Annotated in this window: 17 protein-coding genes; 1 reads left to right on the top strand and 16 read right to left on the bottom strand. The window is 42.0% G+C overall.

Features of this window, described 5'->3' with window-relative positions; all coding sequences use genetic code 11:
• Window positions 1-26 precede the first annotated feature (26 nt).
• The 14 genes from ACJJI0_RS10495 to ACJJI0_RS10430 all read right to left on the bottom strand — a co-directional run bounded on the left by ACJJI0_RS10495 (window position 27) and on the right by ACJJI0_RS10430 (window position 15,734).
• The gene (locus ACJJI0_RS10495) at window positions 27-614 is read right to left on the bottom strand and encodes a hypothetical protein (RefSeq protein WP_444885834.1); all 588 of its coding nucleotides are present in this window, start codon (window positions 612-614) and stop codon (window positions 27-29) included.
• 957 nt (window positions 615-1,571) lie between these two features.
• Complete coding sequence (locus ACJJI0_RS10490) at window positions 1,572-1,784, bottom strand: hypothetical protein (protein ID WP_444885833.1); 213 nt, start codon at window positions 1,782-1,784, stop codon at window positions 1,572-1,574.
• Complete coding sequence (locus tag ACJJI0_RS10485; protein WP_444885832.1) at window positions 1,784-2,278, bottom strand: T6SS effector amidase Tae4 family protein; 495 nt, start codon at window positions 2,276-2,278, stop codon at window positions 1,784-1,786. The genes ACJJI0_RS10490 and ACJJI0_RS10485 overlap by 1 nt, the downstream gene beginning before the upstream one ends.
• 600 nt (window positions 2,279-2,878) lie before the next feature.
• Window positions 2,879-3,247, bottom strand: coding sequence for a DUF6559 family protein (locus ACJJI0_RS10480; RefSeq protein WP_444885831.1), 369 nt, complete (start codon window positions 3,245-3,247; stop codon window positions 2,879-2,881).
• 124 nt (window positions 3,248-3,371) lie between these two features.
• Window positions 3,372-3,854 carry a YcxB family protein gene (locus ACJJI0_RS10475; protein WP_444885830.1) on the bottom strand — a complete coding sequence of 161 codons (483 nt, stop codon included), beginning with the start codon at window positions 3,852-3,854 and terminating at the stop codon, window positions 3,372-3,374.
• Window positions 3,855-4,747: 893 nt separating this feature from the next.
• Window positions 4,748-5,392, bottom strand: a complete 645-nt coding sequence (locus tag ACJJI0_RS10470) for a hypothetical protein (protein ID WP_444885829.1) — start codon at window positions 5,390-5,392, stop codon at window positions 4,748-4,750.
• 820 nt (window positions 5,393-6,212) lie between these two features.
• Window positions 6,213-6,866, bottom strand: coding sequence for a DUF4279 domain-containing protein (locus ACJJI0_RS10465; protein WP_444885828.1), 654 nt, complete (start codon window positions 6,864-6,866; stop codon window positions 6,213-6,215).
• 839 nt (window positions 6,867-7,705) lie between these two features.
• Entirely contained in the window at window positions 7,706-8,617 is a 912-nt protein-coding gene (locus ACJJI0_RS10460; protein ID WP_444885827.1) for a hypothetical protein, read from the bottom strand.
• 706 nt (window positions 8,618-9,323) lie between these two features.
• Window positions 9,324-9,950, bottom strand: a complete 627-nt coding sequence (locus tag ACJJI0_RS10455) for a hypothetical protein (protein WP_444885826.1) — start codon at window positions 9,948-9,950, stop codon at window positions 9,324-9,326.
• Between the two features lie 792 nt (window positions 9,951-10,742).
• Window positions 10,743-11,204: an SF0329 family protein gene (locus ACJJI0_RS10450; protein ID WP_444885825.1), complete on the bottom strand. Its 462-nt coding sequence runs from the start codon at window positions 11,202-11,204 to the stop codon at window positions 10,743-10,745.
• Between the two features lie 107 nt (window positions 11,205-11,311).
• Window positions 11,312-11,710, bottom strand: coding sequence for a hypothetical protein (locus ACJJI0_RS10445; RefSeq protein ID WP_444885824.1), 399 nt, complete (start codon window positions 11,708-11,710; stop codon window positions 11,312-11,314).
• Between the two features lie 812 nt (window positions 11,711-12,522).
• The gene (locus tag ACJJI0_RS10440; RefSeq protein WP_444885823.1) at window positions 12,523-13,413 is read right to left on the bottom strand and encodes a hypothetical protein; all 891 of its coding nucleotides are present in this window, start codon (window positions 13,411-13,413) and stop codon (window positions 12,523-12,525) included.
• Window positions 13,414-15,084 (bottom strand): AAA family ATPase, encoded by a 1,671-nt coding sequence (locus tag ACJJI0_RS10435; RefSeq protein WP_444885822.1) that lies wholly within the window; start codon window positions 15,082-15,084, stop codon window positions 13,414-13,416.
• Between the two features lie 134 nt (window positions 15,085-15,218).
• Entirely contained in the window at window positions 15,219-15,734 is a 516-nt protein-coding gene (locus ACJJI0_RS10430; protein ID WP_444885821.1) for a hypothetical protein, read from the bottom strand.
• Between the two features lie 796 nt (window positions 15,735-16,530).
• On the opposite strand from ACJJI0_RS10430, the gene csrA reads away from it, so the two are divergent.
• Window positions 16,531-16,719 carry a carbon storage regulator CsrA gene (gene csrA / locus ACJJI0_RS10425; protein ID WP_444885820.1) on the top strand — a complete coding sequence of 63 codons (189 nt, stop codon included), beginning with the start codon at window positions 16,531-16,533 and terminating at the stop codon, window positions 16,717-16,719.
• A gap of 143 nt (window positions 16,720-16,862) precedes the next feature.
• Here csrA and ACJJI0_RS10420 read toward each other — a convergent pair whose 3' ends face one another.
• Window positions 16,863-17,264 (bottom strand): hypothetical protein, encoded by a 402-nt coding sequence (locus tag ACJJI0_RS10420; RefSeq protein WP_444885819.1) that lies wholly within the window; start codon window positions 17,262-17,264, stop codon window positions 16,863-16,865.
• A 52-nt stretch (window positions 17,265-17,316) separates the two neighbouring features.
• Window positions 17,317-17,811 carry a hypothetical protein gene (locus tag ACJJI0_RS10415; RefSeq protein ID WP_444885818.1) on the bottom strand — a complete coding sequence of 165 codons (495 nt, stop codon included), beginning with the start codon at window positions 17,809-17,811 and terminating at the stop codon, window positions 17,317-17,319.
• Window positions 17,812-18,349: the final 538 nt, after the last annotated feature.

The raw sequence follows: 18,349 nt of genomic DNA, 5'->3' as shown, positions 1-18,349 counted from the left end.
GATGGTTTGGGGCCGACAGTTAGAAACTACTGACTACCCGATTTAAATAATGATGCGGCACGAACTTTGTCCAGCTGTTTTTCAGCACTATATGTGTAAATTCTTGGCTTCCCGTCGGGAAAATATGATCGCACCGTATAATCAGATCCTCTACCGGCTTCCACGATCTCTTGATAAAACTCTTCATCTTCCTCTTTTTCCATATCAAGAATTTGATCTAATAGCGGGCCAGAGTTAGCCATACCAAATTGATATAGTCCGTTTTTATCTTCTGTAAGATAAACTAAATGTTCTTTGTCGATACTATAGGTAAAGCTACAATAAGTACGATTTTGTGATACCTCTACGATCTCATTTTTTTTAATATTCCCTTTAAATGGCTCAATTACGAGATACTTATAGATTCTTACACCACCCTCTTCCCGAGATGCTCGTGCCGTAGTTTCCGCTTGTATCAAGTACCCTCGAAAAGCAATATCACTCGAAGCCAAATTCGATTCATAGGCTGACATACCCTCATACTCCTTAAGCATGAAGGGAGCAATTTTCATACACGCAAAAACATTTTCTGGTGTAGCCCACATCAATAGTAAGATTAATGGAGTGTATTTCATCACTTCACTTAACGCCTCAATAATGGGCCGAAGCACTTAGTGTGGAGGTCCAGCCCCGAAGGGGTGGCATTGATTGACTTTCTACACCCAGTATGGGCATGGACTAATGATGTGAAAGTCCCGCTGTAGGAAGCTCACAATTTAATGGATTCCATTAAATGCTAACTACTAGCGAATGGCAACTGCAACACTGTGAGGTCTTGTTGAGGGGAAGCCGCTAGCAAAACTACGCGCTGGCAAATAGAAACATCCTATAAGGCTTAGCCAGGAGACGAGGTGGCCAGGGGCACCGAAGCTGGGTGGTCTAGCGGGTAGAGTCAATGATGCAGTTGTGGAGTGAAAGTTCACGTTTTTAACTGGGGAGGTCTGTTTAACTTGCTGCTGTAAAGTTGTCAGCGTAGCTGCTGACTCATAAATAGGCCCAGCCTGCTAGCTACCATCGTGGGGTAGACAAAGTGGTGGAGCATAGCAGCGCTTCGGTTAATAATGATCAAGGTGATTAAGCAGAAGTCAGACGACGGCATAGTAGCCTAATGCCAAGATGAATACCTTGGACAGGGTGAAGGCCTGAACCCAAAATCCACAAGTTAAAAGTTAGGGCTAGCCTACCGATATGTTTCCAGTCGGATAAATTTAAGGTAGCGTACTGCCATGACACAAAACTCAAATAAAGATCTGCTCGACACTATCGTTGGGTAGAGATTCATTAAGGATAGGGAGCAGCACATTGCGGACTTGCCCGATGGGTGTTGTGGGGGGCGGTAGCTAGAAACTACCGGCTACCCGCTTTAGCGCAGCTAGCTTTATAGTCAACTTTATTAGAAATATAATTGTGGTTCCACACGTAGATAACTGACCATAGGATATCTAGTACAAAAGCCTGAGCTTCTTCTTGATGCGTTGCTTAACACCTTTTTGGTGCTAACTCCGCGCTCTACTGCAGCTTGCTGCGCATTATCAGTTTTTTCGCCTACTTAACCAAGCAGCACCCACTATGGAAAGTAAAAGCCACCCTGACATTACGATGTTGAAATTACGCTGCTGATCCGCTTCAGAATTGTAGAGCCTGAAATCTGCCAGACTCAAGGCCCATCCAGCCAAATACACTAAGAAGAAATAAGCAATGCTGATGCAAACAAACGCGATGATAAACCAGAGTAATTTTTTCATCATGCTACCGGAAAGAACCTTATTTTTTTAGATTTACCTAAGTCAGACCAAATGCTTGGAATAACTATATTGAATCTCGTACGAAAGTATGAGCCAATTCCAGTCATAGCTCTACCATTCCAGAGATCGATATGATCTCCACCGCTACCATCACTGCGGAGATAGTAATCTTCAAAGCATATAATTCCTTTCCTCGATTCTACTTTTTCTCTCCAGTTTTCACCGGTAATATTTTCAGTAACTAGCATATTTGGAATTTTTGAGTTTTGAATCCAATCTGCAAGCTCTGCTGCTGCGAGAATATGTTCCTCTCCTGGGTGAACCCAACACTTCCTTCCTTTTGGAAAAGTATTGAATTTAATACCAGATTTTTTCATTGCATGACTTAGCCGAATCGCGCATTGGTTTCCAAAAAGCTTTTCACCATCCCGGTTCTTTGCGTCGCATGGATCTTCATTTGGGTAGTTTTCCCATAATCTATCAAAACGTACCATTTAACTTCCTTGTTGGTTTGCTATTTCCGACTAAAGCTAACGCCTACCTTAACTGCCGGCAGCTTTTGTACGGCTTTTGTACAAAAGGTACCAATGGCCGGAAGTCAGATTGCAGGCGTTTGATATGCCTAGTATGGCGTGAACTAATGGGGTGAAAGTCTTCTGTAGGAAGATCACCGATTAATGGTTTCCATTAAATGCTAACTACTAGTGAAAGGCAACTGTAACACCACGAGGTCTTGTGGGGAGGAAGCTGCTAGCAAAACTACGAGCTGATCGGCAGAAACATCCTATAAGGCTTAGCCTGTAGGCGAGGTGGCCAAGGACACCGAAGCTGGGTGATTTAGCGGGTAGAGTCAATGGTGCAGTTGCGTAGTGAAAGTTCACGTTCTTATCTAGGGAGATTAGTTTAGCTTACTGCTGTGAAGTTGTCGGCGTGGCCGCTGACTCAGAAGTAGCGCACTGCCATGACACTCAGTTCAAATGAAGAGCTACTCGTTACTATCGTTGGGCAGAGATTCATTACGAATAGGGTGTCGCCCATTGTGGACTCGCCGATGGGCGGTGTGGGGGTCGGTAGCTAAACCCGATTTAAATGCCTCAATCTGTGCCGCCGTCATCCATGCCATGTGAACCGGCACCAAAGTCAGAGCCAACAGATGCAACATCGTTACTACTAAAGTTTGCATTTCCGTAAAAATGAAGATTTCCTACTTCTCCACGCATTGCTCCGTAATCACACACTTCACCAATTTCATGATGATATGCATCAAATTCCTTCTTTGAGCAAAAAATTGAAATCGCGTAACAGGTATAAATAATTGAGAGCCCTGACCTCTCAATCGTAGCCCTTACTTGTTTTGGGCGATACCTTTTAGATTTTCCATAATCTTTCGCTAGCAACTTAGGCAATTTCCGTAAGTACGATTTTATCGCTCTATTTCGCTGTATTCTTCGGATGAACTGCATTACGTGTTCCTTGTGTGCATTTAACGCCTTGCCAAGCGGCGACCCCGTAGGGTCGTCGCGTTTGAGCAGCTTGTTATGTATTGTATTAGCTGCATTGTAGGCACGATTTTAATTTTTATTGAAATCAATGTTTACCCTTAATCTTGGTAACTATCTCATTAATTAATTCAGCAGGTAATAACGATTTAGACAAGTACTGCTGCCCCCCGGATTTAGCCACCAAAATAAGCCCTAAATCGGTTTCAATAATATGCTCGATATCTGCCCACAATAGAGCTGTTGTCGTATAAGGATTCTGTGTCTGGATTCCATCCTTATCTATGGTTAATTTCACCTCACTACCGGCACTTTTCCCAAGCATCTGCCGTGCTAACCACCAAGCTCGTCGATATCGAATGTGAATCAGTTCCAGCACGCCTAATGCAATTAACGTGCAACTTGCGATCTTAGGCTGCTCAGTAAAAAACAGTAATCCCGCACCAGAAGATAATAATAATGTAGGAAGAAGATAATTGGGCTTGACATTTTTCCCATAGGGTAGAGACTGATCATAGCATTCGGCAAGGTAATCTCTAGATAAGGTAAATTGAGTATTAAAAGGCTGCATAAAAACAACTTATTGTGTCTGGTAAATTTGTCGTAGCACTACAGTGAGTGTCAGGATGATTCTTTAAGCTAATGTCAATTACGCCACATCTCTCAATAAGACCTCGGTTTAGCCCCACATAACGCCTTTAGCCACGGCAAATTACGGAATCGAAGGCGTAGTAATTTGTCCGCTTGCCTAAATTTGGCACACCCAGCATGGACGTGAACTAATGGGGTGAAAGTCCCCTGTAGGAAGATCACCGTTTAATGGGCGCCATTAAATGCTAACTACCAGCGAATGGCAACTGCAATACCGTGGGGTCTTGTGGGGAGGAAGTCGCTAACAAAACTACGAGCTGGCGAACAGAAGCATCTTATATGGCTTGGCCTGGAGGCGAGGTGGCCAGGGGCACCGAAGCCGGGTGGTCTAACGGGTAGAGTCAATGATGCAGTTGTGGAGTGAAAGTTCACGTTCTTATCTGGGGAGATCTGTTTAGCTTGCTGCTGTGAAGCTGACAGCGTGGTAGCTGACTCATAGATAGGCCCAACCCGATAGCCACCATCGCGAGATTAGATATAAGTAGTGATACATAGCAGAGCTTCGGCGGCAATGATCAAGGCTATTAAACAGAAGTCAGCCGACGGTATAGTAGCCAAATGCCAAGATTAATACCTTGGACAGGGTGAAGGCCTGAACCCAAAATCCACGGGTTAAAGGACAGGGCTAGCTTACCGATATGTTTCCAGTTGGATAAAGTTGAGGTAGCGCACTGCCATGACATTCAACTAAAGTGAAGAGCTACTCGTCACTATCGTTGGGTAGAGATTCATTGCGGATAGGGAACCGCCCATTGCGGTTCCGCACGATGGGTGGTGTGGGGGCCGGTAGCTAAAAACTACCGGCTACCCTATTTATAGCTTTATCACAAATTTGTCAGACTCTAGCTTCTTCGAGATAAGGTCAAAAACTTTGTAGCGAAGTTCATTTGACACTTGAACAAGCAAGCCCAACGTCTGTTTATCTGAGAAATACTCGTACTGGATGATTTTGTTTAATCCAGTATCAAGGCACTCAAGGGTTGTTCCATCGGTGGCGCTGACACAAGCGCTTACCCCTTCAGATTTAGGGCTAATCTCCACATATATGTAGTCGGATGTCGATTCATTTGTTTGATCATCATATGTTTTAAGAATGCGATGATTAATAATTTGAGAGTTATTGTCCGGAAGTAACCATGTAGGTTCCTCTCCGATTTGACTTAAGAAAAGCAGGTTTCGAAGGGTTCGGCTATATCCCCCAGACTTTAAAACACCGTCACGCTTTGAATAGACACGTATATACTGGATTCCTTTGTCTCGAATTGTTTCTACATCTGAAAGCTCGATTATTTCTTTAGTTTCTTTGTCAGGAGTTGCGATTTCTACCGCATTTCTCCTTGTGTTTTTCGTTATCTCTTGAAAGATAAAAAAAGCCCCAATTAATGAAGCAATCAATAAGAGTAGAAAGAGTATTGAGTTAACTCTGTTGATTGTTAGAAATATCTTATTATTTTCCATATCTATCCTTGGTTATAATGACCACAAAAGGGAAAGCTGGAGCGTAGCGTAGGCCGTCTTGCGAAGGGCCAAAGTCCCGCAGAAACCTGCTTGTACTTGGTACGCCCAGCATGGACACGGACTAATGGGTGAAAGTCCCCCGTAGAAAGATCACCATTTAATGGGCGCCATTAAATGCTAACTACCAGCGAATGGCAACTGCAATACCGTTGGGTCTTGTGGGGGGGAATTCGCTAGCAAAACTACGAGTTGACGGACAGAAACATCATACAAGGCTTAGCCTAGAGGCGAGGTGGCCAGGGGCACGGAAACTGGGTGGTCTAACGGGTAGAGTCAATGATGCAGTTGTGTAGTGAAAGTTCACGTTTTTATCTGGGGAAAGCTGTTTAGCTAGCTGCAGTGAAGCTGTCAGCGTGGCTGTTGACTCATAAATAGGCCCAGCCCGCTAGCGACCATCGCGGGGATAGATGAAAGTAGTGAGACACAGCAGCGGCTCGGTCAGTAATGACCGAGGTGATTCAACAAAAGTCAGCCGACGACATAGTAGCCAAATGCTAAGATTAATACCTTGGGTAGGGTGAAGGCCTGAACCCAAAATCCATGAATTAAAAGACAGGGCTAGCCTACTGATATGTTTCTAGTCGGATAAAGTTGAGGTGGTGCACTGCCAAGACACCCAACTCAAATGGAGAGCTACTCGACATTATCGTTGGGTATAGATTCATTATGGATTGAGAACCGCCCATTGCGGACCCGCACGATGCGTGGTGTGGGGGCCGGTAGCTAGAAACTACCGGCTACCCGATTTATGGGGCATCTCCTACTCGATTTCATTTCCAGTTATATAAGTATCAACATCTAGTTCCAAGTTTAGCGAGCTGAGTCGATGTAATATTTCTAGATCCAGGTGAATACCCGCATTTGCGCTTATATATTGATGCCTACAGATAGAAATATAGGCTTTTGAATTTTCAACTAACTTGCGAATCGCCCCTGATGACCTTTCTAAATCTATAAGTAAATTAAGCAGCTTCTCCTCAAGACCATATGCTTCATTTACGACCGGCTCGTAAGAAACTCTCGAAAATTTGTATGCTCTCTTTCCACTTTTATCAATATCACCTTTAGACCAGCCAGTTAGTGAATTATATGGAAGGTAGCTCGACAACTCATCGTATCCCAATGCTTCCGATGTAGCTGTTAAATATACCCGGTGACCAGACTCAATCCATACCCACTCCACTTGTGGAGTATCCCCTTTAGAAAGGTTAACTACGATAAAAAATTGCTCTTCCTTTATAAAAAAATAAACGGCAATAGAGTCATTGATATGGTCTAAATCAATCCTCGCTACACGAGGAACTTCGTGTTCAAGCTCAACCTCCATAACTTGAAGGTATTGCTTCGTAATCTCAAATGTAGGCTGCCTTAATTCCTGAATGGCTATAGATACATATTTTTTTGAATCTATCATTCTATAAATTTACTCTTGATAGTAAGGTTCCATAACGCCGGCAGCAGCCACCGGAGGTAAATGCCATCTTTTGTGTAGCTCCCCCGCACAAAAGGTGGCAGTTGCCTGAGGTCGATTGCCTACGCTTGATACGCCCAGCATGGGCGTGGACTAATGGGGTGAAAGTCCTTTGTAGAAAGATCACCATTTAATGGATTTCATTAAATGCTAACTACTAGCGAATGGCAACTGCAACATCGTGAGGTCTTGTGGGGAGGAAGCCGTTAGCAAGACCACGAGCTGGTGAACAGAAACATCCTATAAGGCTTAGCCTGGAGACGGAGTGACCAAGGCCCCCCCGGCTGATCTAACGAGTAGAGTTAATCAGTAAGCGGTACATAAACGAGATTTTATAAATTGCTATGGCAGACTGGCATGATGTCCCTCCATCAACTTCGAAGGGAAGCTCCATGAATCAGCTGCAGTGGCAAAGTGCGGTATAAAAACTTAACTTACCGTCCGGAAATAGTTGATTACTGCACTGTCGAGCGGTGCAGTATGCTCCAGTTGATGAGCTTGCCGGCGGTAATCCATTAATGATATGTGAGTGGTAAAACTATAGAAGTGGAGATAGAGGAGGAAGGTATCCTTTAGCAGTAGTAGAACTCCTTCCAAAGCCAACTATTAAATTACTTTTCTATCGGCGGTGTCTAATTGTAAGTCGCTAATAGTCGACGTGTATTGAAGTAAAATAACGTGATAGTTTGAATCCTGCCAAAACTATTAATTACCCCTTGGTGAGTGGCATGTGGCCACCCGCTGTAAGGGTGGCCTTCACGATGATTTATTATTAGTGAAATCTAGTCACTATTGAGATATGTGTAAAGCAAATAATCATGGTACTCCTCATCTGATAATTCGGCATCTTCCTTCAGCTTCTTAATCAGCGCAATTTGTGCTGGATTATCAAAAGTTAAAGGTGTTTTAATTGTACTTTTGGGCCTTTGTTTAATTCTTCCGTCGGGGCCTGATCGATAGTACCAGTTATTGGTGATTGCGACTTTTCTATCGTCATTTCCTTCAACAACTCTTGATGTTATACCTTCATGGTAGGTAATCATTCTCCCATCCCTCCCCCAGGCGGTCTTCCATGGTGAGAGAGATGGAATGGCTACCAGCCTTTCATCAAAACCGGAGTCTGTTAGCCAGCCTGCAGGATAAGCTATCAATCTTGAATCGCGTCCTTGATCGGATTCCCAGCCGGGAGGTACTACAATCTTGCGGTAATCACTGCCTGCTTTAACATTTTTTCCCCACAGTTTGTTACCGTGTTCATCTACATCCCAATCCCCTGGAATTGCCACGCCGCGACCATCTCCCCCTTCAAAGTACCTCCATTTACTATAAGGATAGGAAATTACCCTTCCATCATCTCCTTCTTGTGTGTAAAAACCGTGGGGATAGGCAACAATTCGGCCATCCGAACCCTCGCGGTGATCCCACTCATGGGGAAAAGTGATCCAACGACCATCGCTGCCTTTCGCTATTCGCCAATCGGCAGGGTAATGGAGTACACGTCCATCCCAGTCATCTTGATGGTCATTATCCAATGTTTTCCAAAACGGAACATCTTCAGTATTGACATTTACACCCAGATGAACCGGCCCTGGCACTACAGCCTCAAAACCAGACTGAGCATTTACTGTGGAGGTAAAACAAAGGGAAATAAGTATGAGTAAAAGAGCTTTTCCATACAGGGCTTTAATTTTCATAAAATTGCATTTCTAATCGTAAATTTTATATTTATTCTTGATGGTGTGAGAATTTAGCTGAGAAATAGGGCAGAAAAAGATCATATAGACCTATCATGTGGATTTTTTGGATAAAAAATTCTCCTTGCTAGATTTCATGAGGTAAAAAATCCACCCAAATATTGCATACATAAATGCAGCAGGCAATAAGGAGTCGAACAATCGTACTTATTTTGTGGGTCGAAGGAGAAGAAACACGCTTAAGAATTAATATTCATAATTTTGTTTTTTGTCATGAAAGCCACATTAGTTCTTCTTTGGCAATTTTCCTCTCTAATGTCTCAATATCTTGATGTTTAGGTATCGGAAGGAGGTGTAGTGGTCAACTATTTCTGGACAGTAGGTTAAATTTTTCTTCCACTTTTGCAGGCGGTAATCCGTCATTGTATTGGTGGGGACGCTTCCAGTTGTAGTAAGTCATCAAGTAATGGCTGAGGTTATTAAGCTGAAGTCAGCCGACGGCATAGTAGCCAAATGCCAAGAGTAATACCTTGGACAGAGTGAAGATCTGAACTTAATTCCACGGCTTAAAAGACAGGGCTAGCCCACCAATATGTTTCCCGTTGGATAACGTTGAGGTAGCGCACCGCCAAGAAACTCAACTCAAATGGGGAGCTGTGCGACAATCACCAGGTAGAGACTCATTACGAACGCCCAAAGCAGCGGCTTATCCGCTGTCTTTGTTTGTTATAAGGCGTTTCTCTAATTTAGAAATGGCCTTTAAAACCATCTTCCTATTTTTCGAAGTCTTCAACCACTTTGGAAGTCTCGTGAAATAAGACCACTTTGTACCATCCCCTTCTCTTAATTGAGCAGAGGTATATAGTTTGAGCTGTTCCAAATGAGTTGCCCCATATGCCCAAACAGTGCCATGACGAGTATCTTCTTTTAAAGCTAGCTCTAGGCCAAAAAAAGGATCAATAGCATGATCAGTCGGTTCGGTACGAGTGAACTTTAAAGATACTTTATTTTCTGATTTGCATTGGGGGCATTTAGATTTCGTAGACTCGCCATTTATTTTGCTCGCATCATCAAATACTTTCTCTACTCGTACCCACTGATGACCGCATGTACCACAAGGACGACGCCCCATTCCTAGAACAGGTCCGTGCCAACCATCACGATCTGTTTGTAATGAATGAGAACAACCGTGACACAAGAATGTAGCACGCCAATCTTTCCAGTATGGATTTCCGCTGATAACTCCAACCTCATTACACTTAGGGCACACAGCTTCAATTTCTGTTGCCCAATGTAAAAGAGGAAACCCTTCATCTAAATATCTAGTGTTCATGATGTCCTAGGCTTATAACGCCGGCCACACAGGCGAGCAGAACGCAGTGTAGCGAGTCCAGCCGAATGAGTTTTTCGCATCTGGCGATTGTGCTGGCCCTTGGTACGTCCAGTATGGGTGTGAACTAATGGGGTGAAAGTCCCCTGTAGGAGGATCACCATTTAATGGGCGCCATTAAATGCTAACTACTAGTGAATGGCAACTACAACACAGTGAGGTCTTGTGGGGAGGAAGCCGCAAGAAAATCCGAGTTGAGGAACAGAAACATCCTATGGAGCTTAGCCTGGAAGCGAGGTGGCCAGGGGCACCGAAGCCGGGTGATCTAATGGGTAGAGTCAATGATGCAGTCGTGTAGTGAAAGTTCACGTTCTTATCTGGGGAGATCTGTTTAGCTTGCTGATGTGTAGCTGTCAAGGTGGTCGCTGACTCATAAATAGGTGCAACCCGCTTACCATCATCGCGGGGATAGACAAAAGTGGTGGAACACATCAGCGCTTCGGTCTGTAATGATCAAGGTGATTAAACAGAAGTCAGCCGACGATATAGTAGCCTAATGCCAAGATTAATACCTTGGACATGGTGAAGGCCTGAGTCCAAATTCGATGAGTTGAAAGACAGGGTTATCCTACCGATAAGTTTCCAGTTGGATAAATTTGAGACTGCGCACTGCCATGACACTCAGCTGAAATGAAGAGCTGTTTGACACTATCGTTGGGTAGAGATTCATTACGGATAGGGAGCCGCTCATTGAGGACCCGCATAATGGGTGGTCTGGGGTTCGGTAGCTAGAAGCTACCGGCTACTCGATTTAGTGCTTTCTAGCCGCGTCTCAATTACTTTCAATGCGGCCCTATTTTTTGTTTTCCTCTTTAGCTCAGGTAGGCGTCTTAAACCTATACGCTTATCTGAAGCTCGAAATATGTTAATCAACCCCCAATGGTCATTTTGAAAATTCTTTGACATCAGCTCATCTTTTGGAGTGTCAATATACTCTCTTATTAGATTGGAAATATCTGGAACATCATTGCCATAGGGATACCACTTAGTATTTACTCGTTTAGGATGATTCTTACCAATAAAATCTCTTGGGTAGTCCCAGATTATCTCCTTGCCTAATGTAATCCAATATCTAGGAATATCGGTAGATCCCATTTTTGAATCCATTCTATAGGCTCGGCAATGCAATTGCAGGTCAAGTCCATCTGTTCGCAGCAAATAAAATTCCTTCTGCAGTTTACTCCAAGGTCTTCCCATTACTTATATCTCTATAGTACTTATGTCGCCAACACGAACCGAATTGGAGCAGCGAGGCTGTGGAATGTAGGTCCAGCGAGCTTTTCTGGCGATCGTACTTGGTATTGTTATAACTTACCTGACACATACTTTGAGCCTAGGTAAAAAAACACTGCACTAAATAATAATGGGACAAATAAACTTAACCAGTAATACCCACCCAATACTACAGACAGAATACCCTCCATTTGAACAGCACCCAGCCTGACGGTAATCAAAGCCAACAACACTAATGCCGACACCAATGATATTTTAAGCTGAGAGGACGTCAAATTTGCCAAGCCTATAAAGATACCAAACAACGCCCCTTTTATTGCAAAACTTGTAGAATCTATAGGCCAGCACCCATATTCTGATTGTTCGCAGGGATGATGAAACATCACATGCGAAGAGCCATAAATCATGTCTCCTACGAAAAAAGCTAACCAAGGAAACAAGATTACAAACAAGTACTTTATGTAGGTCACAGAGCCCTCATGAGTTATAAAGCTGCCAGCATGGGCCGAAATGAAGCAGCGAAGCTGCGGAATGTAGGTCCAGCCAGCTTTGCTGGCGATTGTACTTCGCCTTGGTACACCCAGCATGAGCATGAACTAATGGGGTGAAAGTCCCGTATAGGAAAATCACCGTTTAATGGGCGCCATTAAATGCTAACTGCTAGCGAATGGCAACTGCAACACCGTGAGGTCTTGTGGGGAGGAAGCGGCTAGCAAAACTACGAGCTGACGAACAGAAACACCTTATAAGGCTTAGCCTGGAGGCGAGGTGGCCAGGGGCACCGAAGCCGGGTGTTCTAACGGGTAGAGTCAATGATGCAGCTGTGTAGTAAAAGTTCACGTTCTTATCTGGAGAAATCTGTTTAGCTTGCTGCTGTGAAGCTGTCAGCATGGCCCCTGACTCATAAATAGGTGCAACCCGCTAATCATCATTGTGAGGATAGACAAAAGTGGCGGAACACAGTAGCGCCTTGGTCAGTAATGATCAAGGTGATTAAACAGAAGTCAGCCGACGGCATAGTAGCCTAATGCCAAGATGAATACCTTGGACAAGGTGAAGGCCTGAACCCAAACTCCACGAGTTAAAAGACAGGGGTAGCCTACCGATATGTTTTCAGTCGGATAAAGTTGAGGTGGCGCACTGCCATGACACTCAACTCAAATGAAGAGCTGCTCGACACTATCGTTGGGTAGAGATTCATTACGGATAGGTAACCGCCTATTGCGGACCCGTACGATGGGTGGTGTGGAGGCCGGCATCCAGAAACTACCGGCTACAAGATTTAGCTTTCTGTTACCCACAATTCTAGTTCAACCTCTGTCTCTTCAGCAGACTCATTCGAATCTTCATTTGCTAAGCCATTCAAATAATTGACAAGATCTATATTCTCTAGGATTCCAATATAGAGCGCAGTTTTCCAGTCCCTTCCCTGTTCTTGCGAAGCTCGCTCAGATAAGCGCTGATTGAGCGCATCTTCAACTTTGAATCTCTTTTTAGTTAACAACTCCTTCCATTTTTTGAACTCTCTATAACAATACAGCTGAATACGTTTCTGGAGTCCTAGCTGACTAAAATGGCGTAAAACCCTATCCGTAGATGGTGAATCAATTGACTGGGGCTTCGAAAGACTAAGTCTAAAAGATACGTTTTCAGTATCTTCGGAAAACGATACAGCTATCTTAAATCTAAATTTAGAAAGCAAATCCGTATACATAGGATGAAGGTATATCGACACCTTATCTTCATCACAGTAATACTTGGAGCTTTTTATTGGAGCACACCCTCTGCATTGGGGGACTAAGTTATTGGGATTTATAGAAAATTCAGGCCAGTCATCTTTGGGGATGAAATGATCTAGTGTGTCAGGCTCTTTTGGGTTTCCACAGAAGGGGCACTCTAATAGACCATGTTCAGCTCTTCTTGAGATTAGAAGCTGATTAAGTTTAGCAGGGGGGGCTTCATAATAATTAATCAACAGCTCCTTATGAATTAAAAACTCACTGTCAACAGGTCTTGTGTCACAGTTATCAATAATTTCATTATAACCATTATATTTATCAGTAAGCTCTTGCTCTATACTTTCAAGCTGCTTCACATTGAGTTTTCTACAGCTTAGAGCTTCTTTAAGCCAAGCTTCTGGGTTATCAATTTTCATTGAATCCAAATACTTCACTTATTCGTCCTCAATAAGAATATCTGCATCGCCACAAAATTCTGAAACAATATATGCAAGTGCCTCATCGCCGATATCTGATCTTATATTTTTAATTGCAGAGTCAACATTTTTTTCTGAACTTACATGTTTTTTAAGGTCGCTCTGAAATGGCTTTACCGTTGTATAATCATCAAATACCTCGCCAATTATAGTTTCTAATGATTCACCATATGTTTCAAAGCTAGGGTCAGAGACCTCAGTTCTACCATTTATTTTTCTTAGTATCTTTACAGCCTTCTTTTCTACTTCTCTAGTTAATATTGCTGAATGGGTTGCTATAATAGAATATGATGACGTTTCTGAAAGCAAGTGTTTCATCATATCAATGAGTCCAACCTCCAAATGTGGATGGAGGTATAATTCCGGCTCATCAAGTATGATCAAGCTTTCGTCTTCTATCTCAGAAACAATAGAAGGGATCATGTAGGAGTATATAAGCTGGCCAGAGCTTAGATTTAAAACATTATCATTCTTGATAAAAAACAAGCCGTCTTCTTTTGATGAACAGCTTTCAATCAATTTAATAGTTTCATCTGAAGCGCAATCAATTATTAAAAACTCTTCCGAGTCCGATGATTTAACAGCAATGTTATCATAATCAATGGATAAGCTTAGAGTTTCTTTTAATATTTCAAATCTTTCCCTTTCTTCCCACCAACAATTCTCTTTGTCAAATTTAAGTATATTAACTAATGCTTCAACGCTATGCTTTTTAGGCCAGTCAATATTAAACTTTCCAGATTCATTTCTAAATCCAACATATGCATATTCGTTGACATTCATTCTTCTTCTTGATGGTGCCCTGGTCTTTCTTATTTTCTTTTTCTTTGAGTATTTTTTATCTAATTCATCAAGTAATTCATCTTTAGTATAAAATTCCTCAAATGGTGAGTATGCTACCACTATCAGTTTATGAAAATATGGCCATTTATCGTCAATTTCTTGAATTCCTGTAATAATCTTGGAAAGCTCTTTTAGGAGAAATGACTTGCCAACCCCATTTTTTCCAATCAATAGATTTATATTTGTTTTACTTACCTCTCGATCATTATCAAAAACAAACTTAACCGGGTCATATGATTCAGGGTTTAATTCGATATTTATTGTAAATGACCCTTCAGGAGAGTATCTTCCTGTTGCAATCTGATGACCTTTTCTGAGAATTGCTTCAGAGTTGCTCCCTTCCCTCATTACAGAACCGTTAAAGCCATTCCAGCTTCTATAGGTAGAAATCTTGCTATAAAAATAACTAGCGTCACATATCATTGCCAAAAATTGGCCAATAGAGTTTGTCTTTAGTAGTTTGTTCAGCTTATGGTAATAATCGATATCAAGCGGTAGAGATACGGCAATTTCTTGATTAATTACATTGTCTATTTTGTAAATATCTTTTTCGACTTCCTCCCCCTTTTCTATAAGAAATTCTGAGGTGTCTTTCTGTTCATTAATAAAAAGTCTGAGAAACCCTAGATTTTTCTTTGATATATTATCAATATAATAAAGTTTAAATTTAACAGTGTAGCCATAATCATCCCATGGGCTGCTATGATTTGTCCCCTTGTGATCTTGTAGTAAATGAAAGCCATCATGACTTTCTATTTTCGTTGTTTTAGAAAAGTATAGGTTCAACTTGACTTCTCATTTTTTCAAAGAAAGTTAGCGCACAGCATCACTGTGTGGCAAATTTGGCGGCTTTGGTGTGAAATTACAAAAGGTGAAAGGGTCTGCAGAGTTGGGTTGCTGTGCTTTCTTGGATACATTTATCATTGCTTATAAGTGCATAATGATTTTCTTAATTTTTTCATGCCTGAGTTCATTACTCGAGTTGTTAATGTGATTTCTTCGACGCTCCAGATAGACTCACAATGAGATCCTTTAGGAATAACTGTTGGTAAGTTATCACCATAGAATGGTTTTTCATACACTTTATTCACTATTGGTTTTTTTGACGACAGCCCTTTGCCTAAAGGGCGATAAATATCATCAAATAAATTCCAAATAGAAAGAGTTTTATCACAATCAATTGCGTATTGGTTAGGGTCTTCTAAACAGTTTATAACTTTATCCAAGTTATGGGGTGTTGGTCTTTTATTTACAGCTGAAATCCCTAAACCCCCAGCGTATTTGACTGTCAGTTCCGCTGACGAAAGAGTTGGTGCTTGTCCGACAGAATCTACAAATACTCCGTCAGCTTCATCAGAAAAACAAAGGACAAATGAGTTTTGATTATCAAAACGGTACCAAAGTAAAAAGAATTCAATATTTATGAGCAATTGCATCTAACAGTGTATTCAAAAGAAGCCGCATTATACCCTGATATTTTGCTCCTTTTGATAACAGACGTAAACCATTCAAAATCAACAAGTTAATGTTCTTTCTGCAGTGAATACTTGTAGTTACTCTTGATCTTCGAAATAGAGAGCACAGAAAAACAACAGGCTGTATGTAAAAGCAGCAAATCGAAGCCGCTAGGGGTGATCTATTGTTTCTGGGTTCCAAAGCGAACGGCAGAGAAGAGTACCTGTCTTAACAACCATTTTTATACGCAACCAAAATTTTCAAAGCGTGAACCACCAAAAATATAGGCACAAAAATAATCTTATTGGATTTTATTCAGTTTGTTTTAGTGTCAAAGCTGCGTAAAATCGGTGGATATTTATCGGTATTTGGGTCGTCATTGAGCAGCCTTCTAAAGGCCGATGACCAAAGAGATTCGAGAGAATCAAGAATTTTCTAAAAACCATTCCCTCAAAGGAGAACGGTAGCGTGACATAAGAGTAAGTAAAAGGCGCTGACCCAAGGTGGTGGAACACCTGGGGCCAGCTAACCAAATTGATAACTAGACTATCAAAATGGCTATATGGATCATACGCTAGAAACCCGCTCGTCTTCAATAAAGTGGAGTCCATTCAGCAGTTTGGGGCGTGTCCCTTGGCTCTGGAAGCGTTGCGTCTGCCTTTTCTACTTCTATGCCTACCGTTCTCGCGCCCCACCTGATACTTCCTTAAAAGTTACTTTCAAATCCTTCCATTAAGGGAGGTCTACGCATGGTTTGAGTGTTAATAGGAAGCAAATATGTTGATCTTAAAGCGCCGGACGGGTGAAAACTTACGGATTGGATCGAACGTCTCAATTACGGTATTGGAAGTTAAGGGTAATCAGGTAAAGATAGGCATACGTGCTCCCAAATCTCTACCCGTTCACCGTGAGGAAATCTATAGACGTGTCCAAAAGGAGAAGGTGCTGGGGGATGGAGTTGGTTGAGATTACGGAGCGCCCTAAGCAGTGGCGCGCGTTGGCGTGTCCAGTCCGCCGGGTGATAGGGTTAACGCCCGCAACGCTGGATGGCTTTAAGTTGATGTAGCGAAGCGGAGACAGCTTAAAGCCGGTCCGCGTGATTGCGTTTGTTAAGACTTTTTACGTACAAAACCAAATCTAACTTTGAATATATAAGAAACACCTGGAACACCGAAGAAAACGAGAAATAACACTGCATTTAGAATAGATTGCTCTGAGCGTGCCGAGAATAGCGGGCCATGTAGTAGCTGAGTTAAAAGATACCACATTGATGCAGAAAACAATCCAAGACCAATTAAGCTACCGAAAAATTGACGAACTCTACCAGTAAAGATACATGCAAATGAAATGCTTAAACAAGCACCAGCAAAGACATTGAAGCCGATTGCTTTATCAGTTGGCGGTGCAGAGATGATCATTACAAGGCCAAACATTCCTGATACAAAGCCAAGTAGTATGCGAGTGAATGGGCTCAGCCCCTTATTGATGATTTCCTCACCTGCTCGATACATAATCTATAGCCTTAAGCCCGCAGCAACGGCGACTTTTGTGCACCTTCGCTGGTTAGGTGCTTTGTTGTTCTGTGTATAGCTTATATTTTGGCTCATAAGTACCTGCCAGAGGATCTTTTTCTATTGTCTCATTATTCCAGAAAGAGAGCTCATCACTTGTAACAAAAAACTCAGGAATTCTATCTGGGAGTTTAAATTGATAGTCATAAACCGTTTGAGTATGCGGGGATACAATATATTCGAGCGCTTCTATTGGCTCCCATTGCTGTACGTTCCATGGCGCCACTATTAGAACATCATCAAAGTGAATTTTGTTACGTGTCCTAACTGTTCGAAATGCTCTTATATAACCTTGCCCCTTAAGAACATGCATTCCTGTTAAAAGAAACCTCAAAGCATAACCATCTAGTAAGTCGTATGTTTCATATCCCCAGTGAAGTATTAAATCTCTGGTATTCCAATACTCCATTACAATAGGGATTATATGTTCATTGCCATTTTCAATGACATGGAGATTGTTTTTATTATCTATATTCAGGTCGAACATTAGATCTCCTGGCACTTAACATTTATATAGTAATCATTCTGACCACTATTATCATGATTGCCACCCTGGAATCAATCTAATGAAGAAGTGCGTAATAACCTTGAGGAATCAATAAATCACACACAAGCTTGAACTCTTGTCCCAAATAAAAAATGATCACTTTGCCCACTATCCCTACTGAATAGATTTTCTCCAATTCATTATCGTACTTAGAACTTCCAATCAATTAGGATCTTTATAAAAAATAACAGCCAAACCGATTCAAAATCATGTTGATTTCTTATCAGTTACTTAGGAGGGTAGAAAAATGGAGCAGTGCCTGAAGCGTTTCACTGCGCTTTAGGTCGTATACCACCTCGGTAAAGCTGATTTTGGAGCTGACAAACTCATAAGCGATGCAGGTACATTGCGCACATACTCGGGTTCTGAAGTTGATAGAAAATCGAAAGGCATTAGGGCTAGAAGGGGCAGTTTGATTTATATCAAAAAAAAGAAAAGGGGGCAGAGCCCCCTTTTTTAAATCAGATCCGCTCTTAAA

The organism is Microbulbifer mixtoriginis (SeqCode) (genome assembly GCF_052466695.1).
The sequence above is the reverse complement of the archived record's forward strand: the minus strand, read 5'-3'. Positions and strand labels throughout refer to the sequence as shown.